Origin of the sequence: uncultured Arthrobacter sp. (assembly GCF_902805515.1) — a bacterium.
Classification (GTDB): domain Bacteria; phylum Actinomycetota; class Actinomycetes; order Actinomycetales; family Micrococcaceae; genus Arthrobacter_D.
Genome location: NZ_CADCTE010000067.1, coordinates 18,413 through 39,823 on the forward strand (window position 1 = coordinate 18,413; position 21,411 = coordinate 39,823).

The window sequence follows — 21,411 nt, forward strand, 5'->3', positions numbered from 1 at the left end:
TCCGGCCCCGCCGTCAGTCGTACGCTCCGGCAAACGAGGCGAAGATTTCGGCGGCGGGACCCAGCCGGGCCAGGGGCGCGGACTGCCCGGCCCAGAAACTGGCGAGATCGGCCCGCCCCTTCTCCTCTGCGGCCCTGCGGAACGGCGAGGTCATCGCACCGAGGGCTGGGTACGGAATCCGGGTGTCCCACCCGGCCGCCTCCCGGGTTACCCGGTTGACCAGACCCCGGGCCAGGCGCCCGGTGAAGGCGCCGGTCAGGACCGTGCTGCGGCCTGCCGGTCCGGTGACCGCCTCCTTGTGGACCGCAGAGGCGGCCGACTCGTCCGACACGAGGAACGCCGTTCCAACCTGCACACCCTCAGCCCCCAGTTCGTGTGCCGCCCGGACCTGGGCGGGCGTGGCGATTCCGCCGGCGGCAACGACCGGCGTATCGACGGCCGCCGCCACCTGGGGCACCAGCGAGAACGTCCCGACCAGGGATTCCTCCGCCGGGGCAAGGAAGGCACCGCGGTGCCCGCCGGCGTCGCTGCCCGAGGCGACGATCACATCCACGCCGGCCTCCTCGAGGGCGGCCGCCTCGTCGACCGTCGTTGCCGTTCCCACCAGGCGGATTCCGGCGCGCCGCGCGCGGTCCACAGTGTCGGCCGCCGGCGCACCGAACACAAAACTGATGACCGGTGGTGCCGCGGCCAGGAGTGCGTCCAACTGGGCATCGAAATCAATCGGCGCACCCACCGACGGCTCCGGCGGGTCGATGCCCAACTCCTCGAAATACGGGGCCAGCAACGCCGCCTGTGCCACCAGTTGGTCGACGCCGGCCGCTGATTCACCGCCCAGCGGTATCCAGAGGTTGACTGCGAAGGGCCGGGCCGTCGCGTCCTTGAGCCGGCCCACCAGCGCCGTGATCTCCTCGGGACGGAGGTGGTGGGCGCCAAAGGATCCAAGTCCGCCCGCCTCCGCGACGGTGGCGACAAGGGGTTCGGAGGAGAGGCCGCCGCCGAAGGGGCCCTGAATGATGGGGAAATTCAGGCCGAGCAGATCGGCCACCCGTGTCTGCCGCAGCAAGGTCATGCTTGCAGGCCTTTCATTTCGCGATGTTTCATTGTTTGCCTTCCCATCCTTGACATGATATTAGGCGCTCACCTATAACTGAAGCGCCATAGTAGACCGAACATCTAGAAAGGCGTTCCCCTCATGTCTGCAGACCCGGAAGCCCCCTGGAATCCGTTCAGTTTTACCGAGGCCGCAGCGTCGCTGCGGTTGGTCCCCACCGCACCCGTTCCCGAGATTGCCCGCGGGCCGAAGGTTCCGGATGAGGGATACTACGTCGAGGAGCTCGCCGACGGGATGTTCCTGTTGAGTGACGGCTCCTATCAGATGATGTTCGTCGTCACCGATGACGGAGTCATTGCCGTTGATGCTCCGCCGACCCTGGGTCATAACATTCTTCGGGCGATCAAGGGCGTCACGTCAAAGCCCATCACCCAGATTGTCTACAGCCACCAGCACGCCGACCATGTCGGGGCGATGTCGCTCTACCCCCAGGATGTTCCCCGGTATGCCCAGCGGATCACTGCGGAGCGCCTGCGGAGGCTGGGGGATCCGAACCGGCCCCTTCCCACGGTCGAGTTCGACGACGGCTACACCCTGCAGTCGGGGGATCACACCCTGCAGCTCGACTACAAGGGTCCAAACCATGCCGAGGGGAACATTTTCATCCACGAGCCCAAGCGTCAGGTGCTGATGCTCGTCGATATCATCTTCCCGGGGTGGGTTCCCTTCTCGAACCTTGCCGTGTCCGCCAATATCCCGGGGTATGTCACCGCCGTGGACCAGGCCCTTGGCTACTCCTTCGAGAAGCTGGTCGCCGGACACGTGACCCGTTCCGGCACCCGCAAGGACGTCGAGGTGCAGGCCGAGTACCTGAGGGACCTGCACAATACGACGGAGGCGGCGCTGTCCTCGGTCGATCTGGGCGAGATTATGGCCCCGGTTGATATGTCGAACGCCTGGGCGGTTTTCCGGGCCTACCTCGACGCGGTCGCGGCGAAGTCCGCCGACGAGCTGATTCCGCGCTGGGTGGACCGGTTGGGCGGAGCGGACGTTTTCACCCTGCCCAACGCCTGGGCCATGATGGAGGCCCTGCGCCTCGACTACGGAAGCCTCGGCCCGTTCGGTATCGCGGACTAGGAGTGCGTCCTCCCGCGCTGCGGCCGTAGGCGCCGGCCGGCCCTCCCGGGCGGGCCGGCCCGTCCCGGCGCGGGAGTCTTCCGTGTGTTCAACAGCAGTCCCTTCGGGCCGCCGCCGCTGCCGGACGCCCGCTGTTCCACCCTGCGGATTTCTGCCCACTCCTGTTCGACGTCCCGTCCCGGCGGCTGCGGAACAACCGTCGGAAGGGGTCCGGCCGCAGGGGAATTATTCTCTTCGCCTTTGAGTTGATACGCATACACGATCAACTACTCCTAATGTAGGAGTAGGAAAAAATCCTCCGGATGGGCAGCTCCCAGGCCCACCGTCGAGCAATACGAAATTCAATAGCCGGCCGTAATTGTTCTGCCGGCCCTCTGCGGAATAAGACTGACCATTTCCGCATTTCCGAGAGCCGGGATAGTGCAGGGGAGCCCGGCGCGGCGGTTCCAACCACCACCACTAACCACCACCACTAACCACCACCACTAACCACAACCACTAACCAGGAAGAGGATCGTCATGGAATTCAAACTTGAGGTAGTAGCCGTTCCCGTCACGGACGTGGACCGGGCCAAGGCCTTCTACGACTCACTGGGTTGGCGCTTCGACGCCGACTTCACCGTTGACGAGGACCTCCGGGTCGTCCAGTTCACCCCTCCGGGCTCGGGTGCCTCGATCATGATCGGCAAGGGCATCACCGCCGGCGCCCCCGGCTCCCTGCAGGGCCTGTACCTGATCGTCGATGACATCATCGCCGCCCGCGAGGACATCGCCGCCCGCGGCATCGAGATCTCCGAGGTCTGGCACGACGCCAAGGGCATCTGGCACCACGAAGGGGAGAAGGACCGCGTCGCCGGACCCGACCCCGAGCGCAAGACCTACGCCTCCTACGCCTCCTTCACCGACCCCGACGGCAACGGCTGGTTCCTCCAGGAGATCACCACCCGCCTGCCCGGCCGCATCTAAGTCCGGCCAATAGACCCCGCCGCGGCGTCCGGATCACCGGGCGCCGCGGCGGTTCCAACCCAGAGGATCGTGCCGGTGGAGCAACACCGGAACGTAGAAGACATCCACGCAGAAGAGATTCAAGGCAGAACCGAAATTTTGAGGGAAGACACGACAATGGAAAAGACTGAGTACGACCTGATCGTTCTGGGCGGAGGTGCAGTTGGCGAGAATGTGGCCGACCGTGCCGTCCAGGGCGGATTGACCGCAGTGGTCGTTGAGGCCGAGCTGGTCGGAGGCGAGTGCTCGTATTGGGCGTGCATGCCCTCGAAGGCGCTGCTGCGCTCAGCTCAGGTGCTGCGCGCGGCTCGGCACATGCCCGGCGCAGCGGAGGCGGTCACCGGCGAGCTGAACGTTGACGCGGTGCTGGCCCGGCGGAATGCCTTCACCAGCAACTGGGACGACGCCGGCCAGGTGGGCTGGCTCGAGGGCGCCGGAATCGACCTGGTGCGCGGCCATGGACGGATCAGCGGCACCAGGGAGGTCACTGTGACCGCCGCTGACGGTACCGTCACCGTGCTCACCGCACGCCATGCGGTGGCCGTGACCACCGGCTCCGACGCCGTGATTCCTCCGATCGAAGGCCTCGCCGAGGCCCGCCCCTGGACGTCCCGGGAGGCGACGAGCATCAAGTCCGTGCCCGAAAGCCTTGCCATCATCGGCGGCGGTGTCGTGGCAACGGAGATGGCCACCGCCTTCGCCGGCTTTGGCACGAAGGTCACCCTGATCGCCCGCAGCGGCCTGCTCACCGAGATGGAGCCCTTCGCGGGTGAAATGGTCGGCGCATCCCTGCGCGAGCTGGGTGCCACGGTGCTCACCGACACCAAGACCACGAAGGTTACGCGGGACGGGGATACCGTCACCATCGAAACCGCCGACGGCGGCACGATCACCGCCGGAGAGGTCATTGTGGCCACCGGGCGCAGCCCGCGCAGCTCCGACATCGGTCTGGAGACGGTGGGACTCGCTGCCGGTGCCTGGCTGGAAACGGATGACACGATGCAGGTTCCCGGCTATGACTGGCTCTACGCAGCCGGCGATGTGACCGGGCGGGTGCTGCTCACCCACCAGGGCAAGTACCAGGCGCGCGCGGCAGGTGACGTGATTGCGGCCCGGGCCACCGGTGCCGTAATCTCGGACGGCCCGTGGGGCACCCATGTGGCTACCGCCGATCACGAGGCGGTTCCGCAGGTGACCTTCACCGACCCCGAGGTCGCCTCGGTGGGCCTGACCGCTGCGGCCGCACGCCGCGCCGGTTATGAGATCCGGGTTGTGGATTACGAGCTCGGCTGGACTGCCGGCGCCTCGGTCCACGCCGATGGGTACACCGGCAAGGCCCGCATGATCGTCGATGAGAAGCGCAAGGTCGTCCTTGGGGTGACCTTCGTGGGACCCGACGTCGCGGAGCTGGTCCAGGCCGCGACCATGATCATCGTCGGCGAGGTCCCCCTTGACCGTCTCTGGCACGCTGTGCCCGCGTACCCGACGATCAGTGAGATCTGGCTGCGCCTGCTCGAAACCTACGGCCGTCCCCAGCCGGTCTCGGCCAAGTAACCGGCCCCGCCGGTTACCGCAGCTCCGTCAGGGGCGGCCCCCGTCCGGGCCGCCCCTGACGGCACACGCACACCGACCGCCCGCAGAGGGCGAACCATCACCCGCCCGCAGAGGGCGAACCACCACCCGCCCGCAGAGGGCGAACCACCCGGCGCCTGCGCCGGACAGTCAAGGAGATCCCGATGGCGCTTTCGGACCGCGAGCAGCAACTGTTCGACCAGCTGGAAAAACAGCTGAGTGACGATGACCCCCGGCTCGCCGCCGCGCTCGCTCCGGCCGCGGCTCCCACCGTGTCCACCCGCCGCATCGTTCTGGGCATACTCATTGACGTCGCAGGGTTCATCCTGGTCTTCATCGGGGTGATGCTTTCGGGCCTCGCCGCCAGCATCTCTGTCGGCGTCTTCGGCTTCGCCGTCATGGTCGTGGGCCTGTATGTTGCGCTGAGCGCGGCGGAACCACGGCCAAGCGGCAGCCAGTGGCTGCTTGACTGACTTCCACCGGCCTCCGGGCCGCAGGCCGGTGCCGGCCCGGCTCAGGTGCTGAGCCGGTCCACGATAGACGCCGCGGAGCCGGCAACGCAGCGGTTGAAGCCGGTGCCGGCCCACAGGTTGATGCGGTGGGGGTCGTTCGCCGCCGCCGCGGCCGCCCGCAGCGGACTCGTCAGGTGATGGATTTCGGGATACCCGAAGGGCGCCACCGGGTCGTACCGCTTCATGAAGTCATTGGAAAGGCCCCGGGCATACCGGCCCGAGAAGGCCCTTGTCACCGCGGTGGCTTGAAACGCGGGTGAGGCCAGCGCCGCCCGGTGCGCCGCCCGCGTTCCCGCTTCCTCGGCCCGCAGGAAGGCGGTGCCGGCCTGCACGGCCACGGCACCCCGGAACAGGGCCTCCTGAACATCGGCCCGGGTGGCGATCCCGCCCGCGGCGATCAGGGGGATTCCCAACCCGGCCAGGTCCTCCAGGAGCGCGTACAGGGGCGTTGGATCGCCCGGCGCGGTGGCGTCGAAGGTTCCGCGGTGGCCGCCGGCTTCGGGCCCCTGAACGGAAAGGGAATCCGCCCCTGCCGCTGCGGCCTTCTCCGCTTCGGGCCGTGAGGTGACGGTGACCGTTACGGCCACTCCGCGGTCTCGGAGTGCTTCGATGATGCCGGGCTCCGGCACGTCGAAGGTGAAGGACGCCACGGCCGGGGCGAGCTCGAGGAGGACGCCGATCTTGTTCTCCCAGTCATCGTCGTCGTATCGCGGCTCGCCCGGGTCCACCCCGAGGTGTTCCGCTTCGGGGGCGAGGGCCTGCGCGTACTCGGCCAGCTGGTCGGGACGGGCGGCCGAGGGCTGGGGGACGAAGAGATTGACGCCGAACGGGGCGTCGGTCGCTTCCCTCACCGCGGCGATCTCGGCGCGCAGGGCACCGGCCGTCTTGTAACCCGCGGCGAGGAATCCAAGTCCACCGGCTCCGCTCACCGCGGCGGCCAGCCGCGGCGTGGACGGGCCGCCGGCCATGGGCGCCTGAATCACCGGCCGGGGAATGCGCGTGATAGCAAAACGGTTAGCTCTATACGTGGAGGCGTTCACAGTGCCGGCCCCTTTCGTGCGGAAGTGCGGTGGTTGGACGGCGGAGCCCGCAGACGCGGACCCTCCGGTTCGCTTCCAGTAATTCACATCTCGTCAAAGTCGACCGCACGTCCAGCTTTTCAGGCCGGGGTCCGTCGACCACGAGCTGCAGGGCCGGCGGGCGGCGGCCAACAAACCTCGCGGTCAGCCGCGCCACCAGGAGACTCACTTGTCCACCACCCAATCACCCATCGACAGCTCAGCACCTGCTGCTCGTTCCCGCTTCACCCTTCCCGCCCCGGTAGCCTTCGTGGGAAGCGCGATCGCCTTCACCAGTCTGTACCTTGCGGCGGGAGCGCCGACACCCCTGCTGCCGCTCTACCAGGAGCAATGGAACTTCCCGGCGGTCGTCCTGACGGCGGCGTTCGCCGCCTACGCCGGAGGTTTCCTCGCGGCCCTCCTGACCGTCGGCTCCCTCTCCGACCACATCGGCCGCAGGCCCGTGCTCATCGGAGCTCTCCTGGTGCAGCTCGTCTCGACCATAATGTTCGTTCTCGCGCCCGACGCCGGCTGGGTGATCGCTGCGCGCGTTGTCCAGGGCATCGCCACGGGCGCCGCGACCAGCGCCTTCTCGGCCTCGCTCGCCGAGCTCGCCCCGATCAAGCACAAGAAACTCGGTTCCATCCTTGGCAGTGTCGGCGTGACCGGCGGCCTCGCCCTGGGCGCCTTGCTTGCCGGGTTCGCCATCGAGTTCACCCCTTTCCCGAACGGCCTGATCTTTACGGTCCTCGCCGTCATCGCGGTTCTGGGGATCGTCGTCGTCGCCCTGACCGCAGAGAGTGCGACGCGCCGCCCCGGAGCGTGGCGTTCCCTGATCCCGCGCGCGGCCATCGCTGCCGCTGCCCGGAAGGAATTCGCCGCCGCCGCCCCCGTCATCGCCGCGACCTGGATGCTCGCCGGGCTCTCCCTCGGGCTCGCGCCGACGCTCGTGCGGAACGTCTTCGAGGTTGACAGCGCACTGCTCAACGGCCTGGTCGGCTTCGTTGCAGCGGGCGCCTCGGCGGTCTCGGGCATCGTGTTCTCCCGCCTGGCCCCGCGCGCCGGAATAAAGCTCGGGATCTACGCCTCGGCCGTCGCTGCCATCGGCAACGTAACGAGCGTGCTCACCGGGACCCTCGTTCTGATGGTCGTCAGCTTCGTGATCGGGGGTATCGGCTTCGGCAGCGCCTTCTCGGCTTCCCTGCGTCTCATCGTGCCGCTGACCGACCCGCAGCACCGCGCGGGAACCATCGCGTCCGTCTTCGTCGTCGCCTACATCGCCTTCGGCCTGCCGGTCGTCCTCGTCGGCCTGCTCGCCGCGCCCCTGGGTCTGCCGACGACGGTAGTCGGATACGGAGCCGTGATCCTGCTCCTCGGGCTGATCGGCCTGATCGCCCAGTTCCGCGTCACCCGCAGCGCCAGGGCCTAGCTTCGGCCCGCCCGTAACTGGCTCCTGCCGGGACGCATTGGCCGCCCCGCCCATCTCGGGCAGGAGCTCAACGCGCTCAGAACGCGCCATCCGGTACCAGCCGGGTGGCGCGTTCTGCATGTGCCGGGTGTTGCATCTGCCGGGTCCCCTACCCGAAGGTGAAGCAGTACACCCCGGTTCCCGGGTCGAGGAATTCGATCTCGGCGGTGCCCTCGATCCCGGGACCGCTGCGCCGAAGGAGCTGGTACAGGCCCGGCCCGGTGATCGTGCCGTAGCCGGCCTCATCGAGGTCGAGGCCGGAATCGGGGCCGGGTTCCCGGCCGTCCAGCAGGACCCGCAGGCGCACGGCCGACCCCAATGCGGCCGGAGCCGCAACCAGGTGGAGGTCGCGGGCGTGGAAGCGGCAGAGCAGTCGCCCTCCCGGCGCCTCGGACACCGTCGCCTCAGCGCCGGCCGTCCAGTCGCCAACCAGGGCCCACTGCCCACGCCGCAGCCGGGAGGGCGCGGAATAGGCGTGCAGGCGGTCGGCCGCCAGGCCGCCCGGGGACGCGAATCCGGAGGTCCGCTGGTATCCGAGGTAGGTTTCGGCCGACCGGAGGGTGTTCCAGTCCGCGGCGGCTTCAATTCCCGCGCCGGTGACCGGCCCCACCGCCGGACCCGGATCGGCGGACCCCGCCTCGGCCAGCAGCCGCCGGAGCGCCGCCTCGGTCTCCTCGTAGTCGCCCTCACCGAAGCTGGTGTGGCGGAGGCGGCCACGCGCGTCCACGAGGTACACCGCCGGCCAGTAATGGTTGTCGAAGGAGCGCCAGACCCGGAAGGAGTTGTCGACAGCGACCGGATAGCCGATGGACAGGGCCTCCATCGCGGGACGGACATTCCCGACGTCGTGCTCAAAGGAGAATTCGGGTGAATGCACCCCGATCACCACCAGGCCGTGGCGCCGGTAGGCCTCCTCCCAGGCGCGCACGTACGGCAGGGCCCGGAGCCAGTTGATGCACGTGTAGGTCCAGAAGTTGACCAGGACCACCCGGCCGCGGAGGGCAGCCCCGGTCAAGGGGGGCGAGTTGAGCCATTCCGTGGCGCCGGCGAAGGAAAACGACTCCTCGTCCGGCAGCCGGCCCCCGGGCTGGACGGCCGGGCTTTCGGCCGGACCGACGTCGTTCGACAAGTTTTCTGGGAAGTCGTCTTCGGAAGTCATGATGGAGTTCCTTCGCTCGGTGCGGGCCCCAGGGGACCATTATGAGCACTCCGGACCACTTACCGCACCCGTTCAGCACGCCATTCAGCACCCCGTTCAACCCCCGTTCGCACCCCGGACGCCGCGCGGGGCCCGCCCGCCCCGCGTTGCGCCGGGGGACCGCAACCGGGGAAGGTGGAGGGGACACTTCCGATCGGAACAGTAGAGGTCGGAGCAGTGGTGGCGTAAACAGCGTGGATCGTAACAGTGTGGGTCGGAACAGGAGAGAGCGGCATGGATCGTAACAGTGGGTGCACCGGAGTGGTGAGGCACGGGGTCATGACAGGCCGGTCGACCGACGGGAGCCTGCTGTGCCTTCGCTGATCGGTCGCCTGCGCTCCTCCTGGACCGTCGCCGTGCCGGCGGTCGCGCTGCTCGTGCTCGTCCTGACCTGGCAGCGGAACCTGGGGGCACTGGCCGTGACCGTGGTCGCCGTGGTGCTGGTAGGGGCCATCCTGGCCGCGGTGCACCACGCCGAGGTGATAGCCCACCGGGTGGGGGAGCCCTTCGGATCGCTCGTCCTCGCCGTGGCGGTGACGGTGATCGAGGTGGCGCTGATCGTCACGCTCATGATCTCCGGCGGACCCGAGACCGCCTCGCTGGCCCGCGACACGGTCTTCGCCGCGGTGATGATCACCGCCAACGGGATTGTGGGACTGGCGCTGCTCGTGGGCGCAGTGCGCTTCGGGACTGTCCGGTTCAATACCGAGGGGACGGGCGCCGCCCTTGCCGTGATTGCCATGCTCGCCACCATGACCCTGGTGCTGCCCAGCTTCACCTCCGCCCGCTCCGGGCCGGAATTCTCGCCGGCGCAGCTGGCCTTTGCCGGGGTCGCCTCCCTTGCCCTGTATGCCGCCTTCGTCTCCACCCAGACAGTGCGCCACCGCGACTTCTTCCTGCCGGTGCCCCCGCATCCCGGCAGGCGGACCGCGGCCGCCGATGACGCCGAGGAACACGCAGCGCCCCCCACCACCCGTGCCGCGCTCGTCAGCCTCGGCCTGCTGGCTGCCGCCCTGGTCGCCGTGGTCGGGCTGGCGAAGACCGTCTCGCCCACCATCGAGGCCGGGGTGAAGGCGGCAGGCGTTCCCGAGTCGTTCGTCGGTGTGATCATCGCGCTGCTGGTGCTCACCCCGGAGGGCATCGCTGCCACCCGGGCGGCACTGCGTGACCGCATCCAGACCAGCCTCAATCTCGGTTACGGCTCGGCGATTGCGAGCATCGGCCTGACGATTCCCGCGATCGCCCTGTCCACGCTCTGGCTCGAGGGGCCCCTCATCCTGGGTCTCGGCTCCACTCAGATCGTGCTGCTGACCCTGACGGTCGTCGTCAGCGTGCTCACGGTGGCGCCGGGGCGTGCGACCCGGCTTCAGGGAACAGTTCATCTCATCCTGTTGGCGGCGTTCATCTTCCTCGCTATCAATCCGTGAGCCGCGGGAAGTGGTGCTAGTCCTTTTCTAGGACTGTATGGTAGTCTGTAAGGACTTTTCCCCCACCGAAGGTTTTCCATGCGTATCCAGGGCTCAACCGTTCTTGTCACCGGGGCCAACCGTGGCCTCGGCCGTCTCTTCGTCGAGGAGCTCCTCGAGCGCGGAGCGGTGAAGGTCTACGCGGCCTCCCGTTCCGGCATCGAGGTCAGCCAGCCGGGTGTCGTGCCCGTGGCCCTCGACATCACCGACCCCGCCGCCGTCGCCGCGGCCGCGGCCGCCGCGCAGGACGTCAACATCCTGATCAACAACGCGGGCATCCTCACCCCGACCAGCCTCCTCGAGGGCTCCGCGGCCGCGGTGCGCCAGGAGCTGGAAACCAACTTCTTCGGCACCCTCGAGATGACGCGGGCGTTCGCGCCGGTCATTGCCGCGAACGGCGGTGGAGCAATCCACAACGTGCTCTCCGTGTTGTCCTGGGCGCATTTCCCCGACGTCGGAGCGTACAGCGCCGCGAAGGCCGCCTCATGGGCGATGACCAACGCAGCCAGGCAGGAGCTCGCTCCCCAGGGCATCGCCGTCTCCGCGCTGCATGTGGGCTGGATGGACACCGACATGGGCGCGCACGTCCCGGCCGAGCAGAAGTCCGACCCGGCCGAGGTGGTCTCCGCGGCGCTTGACGCCGTCGAGGACGGCGAGCCGGAGGTGCTCTTCGGCGAGCTGACCCACAATGTGCGCGAGGCGCTCGCCGGCGACCTCTCGCAGCTCTACCCCGACATCACCGTCCGGGAACTCAAGGCCAGCTAGCCGGCGGCTCCGTCCCGGACGGAGTTTCCCTTGACCGAAGCAGCGGGTCCTCCGGCCATGGAGGCCCCGCTGCTTCAGTTACAGGGCCGCCTCAGCCGCCCAAGCGCTCCCAATCGGGGCGCAGCACCGACATGAGGACGGCGTCGATGTACTCGCCATCGAACTTGAACGCCTCCCGCAGGGTTCCCTCCACGACGAAGCCCGCCTTCTCATAGGCCCGGCGGGCGCGGGGGTTGAACGCGAAGACCTCGAGGGAGATCCGGTGGAGCCCGGTGGCGGCGAAGGCATGGCCGATGAGAAGGCGGGTCGCCTCGGAGCCAATGCCGCGGTCCCGCCCCGCCGGCCCAAGCAGGATGCGGAAATTGCAGGCGTCGTCGTCGGGCTGCCACTCATTGAGCACCGCTTCACCGACGCAGCCCCCGGTCCGGGAATCGAGGACGGCAAGGTCCAGCCGGTCCCGCTGGTGGACCCGGGTCTGGTACCAGGTGCGCGTCCGCTCATCCAGCTCCTGCGTTCCGGCCTCCGCCTCGGCCGTGGAGTGGACGCTTCCGGTGAGCCGCAGCACCTCGGGATCGGCAAGGATGGGCCCCATCGCCTCGATGTCCCGGGAGGTGAAGGGACGAAGCGTGCACAGGGTTCCCCTGAGGGTGGGCTGCTCGGAAAAGAGGACCGGCGGAGACATGGTCGAAGTGTAGGTCATCCGGCGGATCCCGGACCGCCGTTCAGCATCCTTGCCACCTTCGCCTCCAGGGACGCGACCGCCGTGTCCGGCAGCACGATCAGTCCGTCGAGTTCCCGCCGCGCCCGCCGGTACGCGGTCTGCCGCTCGGCCGGGCTGGCAGCGTTGTCGAGCGCCAGGGCGATGAATTTCCGGGCCCGGGCCAGCCGCTGGCGTTCCGGTCCGGTGAAGGCCGAGTCCTTGAGCCGGCGTGCCTCCGCCTCGGCGACCTGGAAGGCGACGTCGTAGTCATTGACCGCAGAGCGGTACTCGGCGAATTCGGCGGCGCTCAGGGTCTCCGGTGCGGCCGGGCGGAGGGCGTCGGCTGCGCGCTTGGCGCGGAGGAAGGCGACGGTCAGGGGTTCACGCACGTCGGTCATCAGGGGATAGTCGATCAGCTTCCCCACGTCGAGTTCGTAGTCCAGCCACTTCCGGTTGACGGCATCGTGGGCGGCGGTCACCGCTTCCACCTCGCCGATCCTCGCCTGCCGGACCTGCTCGCCCTGGTGCTTCAGGGTGTAAAGCTCCACCTTGCGCTGGTGCCTGCGCTCATTGGCCCGGGACCAGGACCGTCCCCAGGCAGCGAACACCCCGCTCAGCGGAAAGATGAGCCACCAGTAGCTGCCGGCGAATTCGAAGAGGGGCTCCACGGCATCATCGTAGTTCCGGTGCCCGCCGTGCGCACCGCACCGGGCAGCGGAAGACCCGGTGCGGAGGTGCCGCACCGGGTCTTCCGTTGATCACCGGCGGGTGGTGCGGTTCAGCAGCTGCTCCAGGGCGATCGTCCCGTCGGTCTTGGGCAGCAGGAGCCACAGCACCCCGTACATCGGCAGGCTCACCACCGGAAGCAGGAAGCTCAGGAGCATTGCGATCCGCACGTAGGACACCGGCCAGTTGAACTGCGCCGCGATCCCCGAGGCGACGCCCCCGAGGATGCCGCCGGGCGCGCGTTTGACGGGGGAGGAGCGGAGGATCCGGAACAGGGTGTCCATGGTGAGCCTTTCGGTTGGAGGGCGGAGTCAGAGGCCTGCGGTCTCAGTATGGCCGTTGTCGCCGTCGGGGTCTTCGCCTGCCGCGGATGACCGGCGCGTCATCGATGAGATGCCACCCACCACGAGGGCGATCCCCGCGCCGATGAGGAGCCCCAGGAGCACGATCCCCAGGTCGAACCGGATGCCGGTGAGCAGCGAGACAAGGATCAGGGCCGCGACCGCCAGGATCACCGCTCCCCAGACGACGGTTCCCGTACGCACCCGGCGGGGTGCTGCTGACTTTTCGGAGGTACTCATTGGTCGAATCCATTCTCGTTTTGTGAAACGCTGACCTGGCTGACGGCGCCGCCGACCTCAAGGATGATCGACGGGCCGTCGGCTGTTTCGTTCAGCTGGGTGGTTCCGGGCTGCCAGAACCCTTCGGAGACCGAGGCGTCGACGCCCTCGCCCGTGCGCACCGAGCCGAGGGCGACCTCGGAACGGACCTCGACGGGCACGTCGCTCGGGACCAGGACGTCCACACCGCTGGCAAGCACCCGCACCGGGACGACGACGTCAGCTCTCAGGTTGTCGAGGCTGCGCAGGTCAAGCGTGCTGCGCCCGGCGACCACCGTGTAGCCCTCCTCCGCGGCCCGTACCGAGGAAGCCGACAGCGGGGTGTCACGACCGACCACCGAGGCGCCGTCATCGAAGTTGGCGGCTGCCACCGCCGACCCGATCAGGGCGGCGAAGACCATGGCGCCGGCAGCGAAACCGACGAACCCCGAGGACCGCCCGATCAGGCCCAGGGTCACCACGGCGAGGCCCAGGACGGCGGCGCCGGAGGCGAGGGCCACGGGAAGCGCAGTCCGGCCAAGGTCGATCAGGGCCGCGTAGTCGAGGGCGAGGATGATGCCGACGGCGAGCACGGCCGCACCCAGGCTGAGCGCTACTCCGCTGCCGGTGGGGCCGGGGGTGCGGGGGCGCGGCGGCGGTACCGGGCGCAGGGCGTAGCCCGGAGGCAGCGATCCCGGGGGAACGGACCCGCCGGAGAGGTAGTCGGACGGCGTGTACCCGGTGGACGGGGAGTACCCGGCTCCGGGGAAGTCGGCCGGCAGCGGGTCGGCGGGGCGCGGAGGGACGGCGCCGGCGACCAGAGGCTCCGTCGAAGGGTACTGAGAGCCGGTGGGCGGAGGTCCCGCCTGGTAGCTCGTGGACGGAAACTGCTGGGCCGTTCCCGGTGCGCCGTACGCTCCCATCATCCCGGGTGCGCCGGCCGGCCTGCCTGCGGCTGCCGGGTTGTTCCTGCTGCGCGCGGTCAGGGCCCAGTACACGGCATAGACGGCGGCGCCGACCCAGATCAGGGTCCAGAGCACCCCCCAGCCGCCGCCCTCATCGCCGAGGAACGGCAGGTTCGGCCGCCAGAGCCCGGCGATGACCAGGAGCAGCGCCCCGGTCATTCCGGAGGTCCAGCTGCCGCGTCCGGCCGACTCGACGTGGATCCGTCCATCCGGTTCGGGCAGGAGCGCCCACGCCAGGCCGTACAGCAGGACGCCGATGCCGCCGAAGATCGCCAGCACGACGACGATGCCCCGGACCAGGGCCACATCGAGCCCTGTGCGGTAGGCGATGCCTCCCGCCACCCCGCCGATCCAGCGGTCGGAGGTGCGGGTGATCTGCAGCGAGCGCATCCGGTCGAAGAAGCCGTTCGACGGCGCGGGGCGGGGCGGCGGGGCCGCCGTGGAGCCGGACCGGCTGGACCAGCCTCCACCCGGCCCCGTGGAGAAACCGGCCGGATCGGGGACGCGGCCCGGAGGGGCGTCGCCGGCGGGGCGTTCGGGAGGCAGCGGTTCAAGGGGCGGTTCGGAAGTCATAGTCCGATCCTTCCAGTGCGCCGCTGCGCCAGCTATCGGGGGCTGCCCTGAATTCATCCCTGAGGGAACCCCTGATTGTGCGCCCGGGGCATCCCCGAAGCCCATCGGCGTGCTTGGATTGAGCTATGAAACCGCCACTGCTGCGTTCGCCCGACGGCCTGGTCGCCGGCGTGTGCGGTGGACTCGCCCTCCACCTCGGCGTGCGGCTGCGCGTCGTGCGGGTCCTCATGGTCCTGCTGGCCCTGGCCGGCGGTGCGGGGGTCTTCCTCTACGCCTGGCTGTGGATCTTCGTGCCCATGGCCTAGGACCGGCTCGCCGCCCCGCCGTCCCCGGCAGCCCCGCATCCACCGTCCGAACCCTCGGAGCCCGCCAACGCCGCTCCGCCGGTGGCCGGTGCGTTCCTGCGTCCGGCCCGGCGGACCGGCGGGCGCCTCCGCCCCGGACGGAAGGAGCTGCTCCTGGGCGTGGCCCTGCTGCTCCTGGCCGGAGTCTTCATCGCGCAGGAGCTCGGCTTCGCCGTGAGCCTGAGGCAGGTCCTCCCCGTCGCCGCGGCCGGGGTGGGCGCCGTGCTGGCGTGGAGCCAGCTCGATGACGCACGGCGTGAGGGCCTGAGGAACAAGGCGGGAGCCGACCGCGCCGCCGGGCTGGCCCGGCTCCTGCTGGGCCTGGTGCTGGTGATGGTCGGCGTCCTGGTCATGGTCTCCGGGGCGATCTCCTGGGACCTGACCTGGGCCACCCTCCTGGCCACGGGGGCGGTCCTGGCCGGGGTGGCGCTGGTGCTCGCCCCCTGGGCGCTGCGGTTCTGGAAGGACTTCGAGGATGAGAGGGCCGGGCGGGTCCGGGAGGCTGCGCGCGCCGAAATCGCCGCCCACCTCCACGATTCGGTGCTGCAGACCCTCGCCCTGATCCAGAACCGTGCCGGCTCCGAACAGGACGTCGTGCGCCTGGCCCGGGCGCAGGAGCGTGAACTGCGGCACTGGCTCTACGCCGATCCGGCCGGCCACTCCGGCAACCTCACCGACCGTCTCCGGGTTCTGGCGGGGGAGGTCGAGGACAGCTACGGGCATCCCGTCGAGGTGGTCGCCGTCGGAGACGCGCCCCTGACCGCCGGGCAGGAGGCGCTCGCCCAGGCGGCGCGCGAAGCGATCGTCAACGCGGCCAAGCATGCCGGGGGCACCGTCTCGGTCTACCTGGAGGCGGGTCCCTCCGGATCCGAGGCCTTCATCCGCGACCGGGGGCCCGGGTTCGACCCGCTCGCGGTGCCGGCCGACCGTCTCGGAATCCGCGAGTCCATCACCACGCGGATGCAGCGGCACGGGGGCGCCGCCACCATCCGCAGCGGTCCCGACGGGACCGAAGTCCATCTCAAGATGCCCGAGCAGGAGAACCGCAGCCATGACGGATGAGCCCATGCCGAACAATCCGCCTCCAACGGTGTCCGTCGTCGTCGTCGACGACCACGCCATTTTCCGCTCCGGTCTCCGCTCGGACCTCGACAGCCGGATCCGGGTGGTGGGTGAGGCGGCCACCGTCGAGGAGGCGGTCGCCGTGGTCCGGGCCCGCCGGCCGGACGTCGTCCTGCTTGACGTCCACCTACCCGGCGGCCGGGGCGGGGGAGGGGCCGAAGTGATCGCCGGCTGCGGCGACCTGGGCGGCTCGACGCGCTTCCTGGCCCTGAGCGTCTCCGATTCCGCCGAGGACGTCGTGGCGGTCATCCGCGCCGGGGCCCGGGGGTACGTCACGAAGACCATTTCCGGTGCGGGGATCTCCGACGCCGTCTTCCGGATCGCCTCGGGGGACGCGGTGTTCTCCCCGCGGCTGGCCGGCTTCGTCCTTGACGCCTTCGGCACCGCCGCCGTCGCCTCCACCGGCACCGAGCTGGACCGGCTGTCCGCCCGCGAGCTCGAGGTGATGCGGCTGATCGCCCGCGGCTACAGCTACAAGGAGGTGGCGAAGGAGCTGTTCATCTCGGTCAAGACCGTCGAGACCCACGTGTCGGCGGTGCTGCGCAAGCTCCAGCTCTCCTCGCGCCACGAACTGACCCGGTGGGCCGCCGAACGGCGGCTGCTCTGAGCGGGGCCCACTCCGCGGCCCCTGCTCTGAGCGGGGCCCCTCCGCGGCCTACTTCGCGCCGGCGAGGAACTCCTGCAGCCGCGCCACTCCGGTAGCCAGGTCCTCGTCGCCGAGGGCGTACGAGAGCCGGAGGAAGCCGCTCGGGCCGAAGGCCTCACCCGGGACCACGGCCACCTCGACCTGCTCCAGGATGAGGGTGGCCAGCTCGGCGGAGGTCCGTGGGGCGGTTCCGGCCAGGCTGCGCCCCAGCAGGCCGCGCACGTCGGCGTAGGCGTAGAACGCGCCGTGGGGCGTGGGGCACTCGACGCCGTCGATGGCGTTCAGCCCCGCCACCATGGCCCGGCGGCGCCGGTCGAAGGCGGTCTTCATCTCCTCGACCGCGGTGAGCGGGCCGGAGACGGCGGCCAGGGCGGCCATCTGCGACACGTTCGCCACATTCGACGTCGCATGCGACTGGAGGTTCGTCGCCGCCTTGACGAGGTCCTGCGGGCCGACCATCCAGCCCACGCGCCAGCCCGTCATGGCATAGGTCTTCGCCACGCCATTGACGATCACCACCCGGTCACCCAGCGCGGGCGCCGCCGCGGCGATCGAGGTGAAGGGAACGCCGTCGTACGTCAGGTGCTCGTAGATCTCATCGGTGACCACCCACAGCCCCTGGTCCGCCGCCCAGTTCCCGATCTCCTGCACCGCCTCCGCCGGATACACGGCGCCGGTGGGGTTCGACGGCGACACGAACAGGAGCACCTTCGTCCGCGGTGTCAGGGCCGCCTCGAGCTGTTCGACGGTGACCAGGTAGCCCTGCTCGGGCCCTGCGAAAACCTCGACGGGAACACCGCCGGCCAGGCGGATGGCCTCCGGGTACGTGGTCCAGAACGGGGTGGGGACCAGCACCTCGTCGCCGGGATCGAGCAGTGAGGCGAAGGCCTCGTAGACGGCCTGCTTGCCGCCGTTGGTCACGAGCACCTGGGCGGGGTCGATGGCGTAGCCGGAGTCACGCTGCGTCTTCGCCGCAATGGCCTGCTTCAGCTCCGGCAGGCCCCCGGCGGGGGAGTAGCGGTGGAAGCGCGGCTGGCGGGCGGCCTCCACGGCCGCCTCGACAATGTAGTCCGGGGTGGGGAAATCGGGCTCGCCGACGCCGAAACCGATCACCGGCCGGCCCGCGGCCTTCAGGGCCTTGGCCTTGGCATCGACGGCAAGCGTCGCAGATTCGGCGATCGAGGCGATCCTGCGGGAGACGCGCGGCAGGGAGTGACGGGTGGAAAGCTCGGTCATCGGGTCCCGTTTTCTCGTGAAGAAGTATGGCAGTCCCAGCTTAGGCTCTCGGCCCGATCCTGCGCCGATCCGTGACGCCCGGGCCCTCCGGCCCCCGCCCCCAGGTCGCCGGTTCGACTCTCCGGCGGGTATTGCGTAGACTTGATCCTCGGTGTTGGATCACTCCAATGGTTCGTGCCCGCGAAACGTCCCCCAGGGACAGCAGCGGAGCGGATCGGACGGTGGTCCGGTTCCATAGGGTAGTGGCGCAATTGGTAGCGCAGCGGTCTCCAAAACCGCAGGTTGCAGGTTCGAGTCCTGTCTGCCCTGCGCGTAACCGTCGAGCAGGACGCGGCGGTGCGGCAGTAGAACATCACGAAGTTTCCGGTACAGGCACAGGACCTGCTCGGCATGACTTATGAGTAGTCGGAGCCGCGTGAACGCGGCCCGGCTGGAAACCCACACAGATTGATGAGGTTGAAGGTGACCGATACGGCCGCGAGCAGCTCCAAGGGTAGCCCCGCCAGCAAGGAGAACCCCAAGCGCGGGTTCTTCGGGCGGATCACTCTCTTTGTGCGGCAGGTCATCGCCGAACTGAGGAAGGTCGTCACTCCGACCCGCCAGGAACTGGTGAGGTTCACCATCACGGTGCTGGCATTCGTGATCCTGATGATCCTCATCGTCACGGGTCTCGACTACGTCTTCGGAACCGGGGCGGTCTGGGTGTTCGGGGACAGCGACAGCTGAACCGACCAGCCGCAGGTGACGTTATAGCCCAAGCAATACGAAGCTGAAGAAACCCAGAAAGCAGGCAGCTAGGTGTCCGAGCAAGAACTCGAACGGCAGATCACAATTGACGATGGTCTGGAGAACGAGGATCAGGCCGTCGAGGCGAGCGTCGCTGACGACTCCGCCGAGCTCGACGTGCCCGCGGAGACCGCCGCAGAGGATTCCGAGGCAGAAGGCTCGGAGGTCGAGGCCTCCGAGGTAGAAGACTCCGAGGTGGAGGCTTCCGGCGAGGCCGACGACGCGGAAGCTTCCGAGTCCGGCGAGGCCGAGGCGCCCGCCGAGGAGGACCCGGTTGAGGCGTTCAAGGCCAAGCTGCGCCGGCAGGAGGGTGACTGGTACGTCATCCACTCCTACGCCGGGTACGAGAACCGGGTGAAGGCCAACCTCGAAACCCGCATCCAGACCCTCGACATGGAGGATTTCATCTTCGAAATCCAGGTCCCCATGGAAGAGGTCGTGGAGATCAAGAACACCACCCGCAAGATCGTGAACCGGGTCCGCATCCCGGGCTACGTGCTGGTGCGCATGGACCTCACCGACGAGTCGTGGGGCGCCGTCCGGCACACCCCGGGCGTCACCGCCTTCGTCGGCAACGCCCACAACCCGGTGCCGCTGAGCCTGGCCGAAGTGTTCTCCATGCTCGAGCACACCGTCGTCCACACCGACGCCGCCTCCGGCAAGCCGATCAAGCAGCAGTCCACTCCGGTCACAGTCAACTTCGAGGTCGGCGAATCCGTCACCGTCAACGAAGGACCGTTCGAGACCCTGCCGGCCACCATTTCGGAGATCAAGCCCGAATCCCAGCAGCTGGTTGTGCTGGTGTCGATCTTCGAACGCGAAACCCCCGTCACGCTGTCCTTCAACCAGGTCACCAAGATCCAGTAGGACGGCGGCACCAAGCTTCGTTCTCCCCCGGCCCGCTTAGCCGGGGAGGACGGCCGGTCATCACGCCATGATGACCACCAACCCACGGGACGCTCCTGTCCCGGGGGACCTAATGCAAGAAAAGGACCCTTTCATGGCCCCGAAGAAAAAGGTCACCGGCCTCATCAAGCTGCAGATCAATGCAGGTGCCGCCAACCCGGCACCCCCCATTGGTCCTGCGCTTGGCCAGCACGGTGTCAACATCATGGAATTCTGCAAGGCATACAACGCGGCGACGGAGTCCCAGCGCGGGAACGTCATCCCCGTGGAGATCACTGTCTACGAAGACCGTTCATTCACCTTCATCACGAAGACCCCTCCGGCAGCCGAACTGATCAAGAAGGCAGCCGGCGTCCAGAAGGGTTCCGGAACGCCGCACACCGTCAAGGTTGCCAAGCTGACCCAGGCCCAGGTCGAGGAGATCGCCACCACGAAGATGGAAGATCTCAACGCCAACGATGTTCAGGCCGCGGCCAAGATCATCGCCGGCACCGCCCGCTCGATGGGCATCACGGTCGAGGGCTAACAGCTCCTCCACCCGGCCGACGCGGCACCCGCCGCCGAAGCCACCACTAACCAAAATCGAAACCGAGCGCCCGGCGCACGGTGGGAGTGTGGCAGGGCCCAGCGCGGTCCGCAGACCACAACTGCATAAGGAGAAAAAGCAGATGGCACAGCGCAGCAAAGCATATAAGGGAGCTGCCGCCAAGATCGAGGCGGACAAGCAGTACGCCCCCCTCGAGGCGGTTGTCCTCGCGAAGGACACCAACCCTTCCAAGTTCGACGCGACCGTTGAGGTTGCTTTCCGCCTCGGCGTCGACCCCCGCAAGGCCGACCAGATGGTCCGCGGCACCGTCAACCTGCCCCACGGCACCGGTAAGACCGCCCGCGTCCTCGTCTTCGCGACCGGCGAGAAGGCCGAAGCGGCCATCGCCGCCGGCGCCGACTTCGTTGGCTCCGACGACATGATCGAGAAGGTTTCCGGCGGCTGGGTGGACTTCGACGCCGCCGTTGCCACCCCGGACCTGATGGGTAAGGTCGGCCGCCTCGGCAAGATCCTCGGCCCGCGTAACCTCATGCCGAACCCGAAGACCGGTACCGTCACGGCCGATGTGGCCAAGGCCGTCACCGACATCAAGGGTGGAAAGATCGACTTCCGCGTCGACAAGCACTCGAACCTCCACTTCATCATCGGCAAGGTCTCCTTCGATGTTCAGAAGCTGGCGGAGAACTACGCCGCAGCCCTCGAAGAGGTTCTGCGCCTGAAGCCTTCGGCTTCGAAGGGCCGCTACATCCAGAAGGCCACCGTCTCCACGACCTTCGGCCCCGGCATCTCTGTCGACCCGAGCGTCACGAAGGTCCTCGCCGACGCGTAAGCGTCCCGCAGAACCTGACCACCCAGCGGGGGTGGCCGCAGCAACTGCTGCGGCCACCCCCGCTGCGTTTTCCGGCAAGCGGTGCCCACCGACCATCCCCGGTCGGTGGGCAGGAGTGTCCGGTAGGCCGGTTCTGGTTGGTTCTGCCCTCTGATGGCACCCGGTCGGTGGGCAGGAGTGTCCCGGAGGCCGGTTCT

23 protein-coding genes and 1 tRNA gene are annotated in these 21,411 nt (G+C 68.7%); 15 read left to right on the plus strand and 9 right to left on the minus strand.

The window, feature by feature from the left end:
- Nucleotides 1–13 precede the first annotated feature (13 nt).
- On the minus strand, nt 14–1,072 hold the full coding sequence (locus QZX79_RS05820; protein ID WP_294565933.1) for a nitronate monooxygenase family protein: 1,059 nt from the start codon (nt 1,070–1,072) through the stop codon (nt 14–16).
- Nucleotides 1,073–1,195: 123 nt separating this feature from the next.
- On the opposite strand from QZX79_RS05820, the gene QZX79_RS05825 reads away from it, so the two are divergent.
- The 4 genes from QZX79_RS05825 to QZX79_RS05840 all read left to right on the plus strand — a co-directional run bounded on the left by QZX79_RS05825 (nt 1,196) and on the right by QZX79_RS05840 (nt 5,241).
- On the plus strand, nt 1,196–2,191 hold the full coding sequence (locus QZX79_RS05825) for an MBL fold metallo-hydrolase (RefSeq protein WP_294565935.1): 996 nt from the start codon (nt 1,196–1,198) through the stop codon (nt 2,189–2,191).
- A 519-nt stretch (nt 2,192–2,710) separates the two neighbouring features.
- Complete coding sequence (locus QZX79_RS05830) at nt 2,711–3,157, plus strand: VOC family protein (protein ID WP_120164689.1); 447 nt, start codon at nt 2,711–2,713, stop codon at nt 3,155–3,157.
- Nucleotides 3,158–3,313: 156 nt separating this feature from the next.
- Nucleotides 3,314–4,750 carry an NAD(P)/FAD-dependent oxidoreductase gene (locus QZX79_RS05835; RefSeq protein WP_294565938.1) on the plus strand — a complete coding sequence of 479 codons (1,437 nt, stop codon included), beginning with the start codon at nt 3,314–3,316 and terminating at the stop codon, nt 4,748–4,750.
- Between the two features lie 182 nt (nt 4,751–4,932).
- Nucleotides 4,933–5,241 carry a DUF3040 domain-containing protein gene (locus tag QZX79_RS05840; RefSeq protein ID WP_294565941.1) on the plus strand — a complete coding sequence of 103 codons (309 nt, stop codon included), beginning with the start codon at nt 4,933–4,935 and terminating at the stop codon, nt 5,239–5,241.
- Between the two features lie 41 nt (nt 5,242–5,282).
- Here the strand turns inward: QZX79_RS05840 and QZX79_RS05845 are convergent, their stop codons facing one another.
- Nucleotides 5,283–6,320 (minus strand): nitronate monooxygenase, encoded by a 1,038-nt coding sequence (locus QZX79_RS05845; protein ID WP_366484732.1) that lies wholly within the window; start codon nt 6,318–6,320, stop codon nt 5,283–5,285.
- Nucleotides 6,321–6,528: 208 nt separating this feature from the next.
- Here QZX79_RS05845 and QZX79_RS05850 point away from each other — a divergent pair, with 208 nt between their 5' ends.
- Complete coding sequence (locus QZX79_RS05850; protein ID WP_294565944.1) at nt 6,529–7,767, plus strand: MFS transporter; 1,239 nt, start codon at nt 6,529–6,531, stop codon at nt 7,765–7,767.
- A 148-nt stretch (nt 7,768–7,915) separates the two neighbouring features.
- On the opposite strand, the gene QZX79_RS05855 is transcribed toward QZX79_RS05850, so the two are convergent.
- Nucleotides 7,916–8,965 (minus strand): redoxin domain-containing protein, encoded by a 1,050-nt coding sequence (locus QZX79_RS05855; protein WP_294565947.1) that lies wholly within the window; start codon nt 8,963–8,965, stop codon nt 7,916–7,918.
- 359 nt (nt 8,966–9,324) lie between these two features.
- On the opposite strand from QZX79_RS05855, the gene QZX79_RS05860 reads away from it, so the two are divergent.
- Both QZX79_RS05860 and QZX79_RS05865 read left to right on the plus strand, forming a co-directional pair.
- Nucleotides 9,325–10,431, plus strand: a complete 1,107-nt coding sequence (locus QZX79_RS05860; protein ID WP_294566005.1) for a calcium:proton antiporter — start codon at nt 9,325–9,327, stop codon at nt 10,429–10,431.
- A gap of 78 nt (nt 10,432–10,509) precedes the next feature.
- Entirely contained in the window at nt 10,510–11,235 is a 726-nt protein-coding gene (locus tag QZX79_RS05865) for an SDR family oxidoreductase (protein ID WP_294565949.1), read from the plus strand.
- Between the two features lie 91 nt (nt 11,236–11,326).
- Here QZX79_RS05865 and QZX79_RS05870 read toward each other — a convergent pair whose 3' ends face one another.
- The 5 genes from QZX79_RS05870 to QZX79_RS05890 all read right to left on the minus strand — a co-directional run bounded on the left by QZX79_RS05870 (nt 11,327) and on the right by QZX79_RS05890 (nt 14,798).
- Complete coding sequence (locus QZX79_RS05870) at nt 11,327–11,935, minus strand: GNAT family N-acetyltransferase (protein WP_294565952.1); 609 nt, start codon at nt 11,933–11,935, stop codon at nt 11,327–11,329.
- Nucleotides 11,932–12,603 (minus strand): hypothetical protein, encoded by a 672-nt coding sequence (locus tag QZX79_RS05875; protein ID WP_294565955.1) that lies wholly within the window; start codon nt 12,601–12,603, stop codon nt 11,932–11,934. Before QZX79_RS05875 ends, QZX79_RS05870 begins: the two co-directional genes overlap by 4 nt.
- Before the next feature lie 90 nt (nt 12,604–12,693).
- Nucleotides 12,694–12,945, minus strand: a complete 252-nt coding sequence (locus tag QZX79_RS05880; RefSeq protein ID WP_294565958.1) for a PspC domain-containing protein — start codon at nt 12,943–12,945, stop codon at nt 12,694–12,696.
- A gap of 27 nt (nt 12,946–12,972) precedes the next feature.
- Complete coding sequence (locus QZX79_RS05885; protein WP_120164702.1) at nt 12,973–13,242, minus strand: hypothetical protein; 270 nt, start codon at nt 13,240–13,242, stop codon at nt 12,973–12,975.
- On the minus strand, nt 13,239–14,798 hold the full coding sequence (locus QZX79_RS05890; protein ID WP_294565963.1) for a PspC domain-containing protein: 1,560 nt from the start codon (nt 14,796–14,798) through the stop codon (nt 13,239–13,241). Before QZX79_RS05890 ends, QZX79_RS05885 begins: the two co-directional genes overlap by 4 nt.
- 125 nt (nt 14,799–14,923) lie before the next feature.
- Here QZX79_RS05890 and QZX79_RS18555 point away from each other — a divergent pair, with 125 nt between their 5' ends.
- The 3 genes from QZX79_RS18555 (at nt 14,924) to QZX79_RS05900 (ending at nt 16,871) form a co-directional block, all read left to right on the plus strand.
- Nucleotides 14,924–15,103, plus strand: coding sequence for a PspC domain-containing protein (locus QZX79_RS18555; RefSeq protein ID WP_366484736.1), 180 nt, complete (start codon nt 14,924–14,926; stop codon nt 15,101–15,103).
- Nucleotides 15,104–15,262: 159 nt separating this feature from the next.
- Nucleotides 15,263–16,204, plus strand: a complete 942-nt coding sequence (locus QZX79_RS05895) for an ATP-binding protein (RefSeq protein ID WP_366484737.1) — start codon at nt 15,263–15,265, stop codon at nt 16,202–16,204.
- Nucleotides 16,205–16,208: 4 nt separating this feature from the next.
- On the plus strand, nt 16,209–16,871 hold the full coding sequence (locus tag QZX79_RS05900; protein ID WP_294565966.1) for a response regulator transcription factor: 663 nt from the start codon (nt 16,209–16,211) through the stop codon (nt 16,869–16,871).
- A gap of 48 nt (nt 16,872–16,919) precedes the next feature.
- Here the strand turns inward: QZX79_RS05900 and QZX79_RS05905 are convergent, their stop codons facing one another.
- The gene (locus QZX79_RS05905) at nt 16,920–18,146 is read right to left on the minus strand and encodes a pyridoxal phosphate-dependent aminotransferase (RefSeq protein WP_294565969.1); all 1,227 of its coding nucleotides are present in this window, start codon (nt 18,144–18,146) and stop codon (nt 16,920–16,922) included.
- Between the two features lie 236 nt (nt 18,147–18,382).
- On the opposite strand from QZX79_RS05905, the gene QZX79_RS05910 reads away from it, so the two are divergent.
- From QZX79_RS05910 to rplA, 5 genes are all read left to right on the plus strand, one after another.
- Nucleotides 18,383–18,455 (plus strand) — tRNA-Trp (locus tag QZX79_RS05910).
- A 153-nt stretch (nt 18,456–18,608) separates the two neighbouring features.
- The gene (secE, locus tag QZX79_RS05915) at nt 18,609–18,872 is read left to right on the plus strand and encodes a preprotein translocase subunit SecE (RefSeq protein ID WP_294565972.1); all 264 of its coding nucleotides are present in this window, start codon (nt 18,609–18,611) and stop codon (nt 18,870–18,872) included.
- Nucleotides 18,873–18,944: 72 nt separating this feature from the next.
- The gene (nusG, locus tag QZX79_RS05920; protein ID WP_294565974.1) at nt 18,945–19,799 is read left to right on the plus strand and encodes a transcription termination/antitermination protein NusG; all 855 of its coding nucleotides are present in this window, start codon (nt 18,945–18,947) and stop codon (nt 19,797–19,799) included.
- Nucleotides 19,800–19,932: 133 nt separating this feature from the next.
- Nucleotides 19,933–20,364 carry a 50S ribosomal protein L11 gene (rplK, locus tag QZX79_RS05925; RefSeq protein ID WP_120164714.1) on the plus strand — a complete coding sequence of 144 codons (432 nt, stop codon included), beginning with the start codon at nt 19,933–19,935 and terminating at the stop codon, nt 20,362–20,364.
- 142 nt (nt 20,365–20,506) lie between these two features.
- Nucleotides 20,507–21,214, plus strand: a complete 708-nt coding sequence (gene rplA, locus QZX79_RS05930) for a 50S ribosomal protein L1 (RefSeq protein WP_294565979.1) — start codon at nt 20,507–20,509, stop codon at nt 21,212–21,214.
- Nucleotides 21,215–21,411 lie beyond the last annotated feature (197 nt).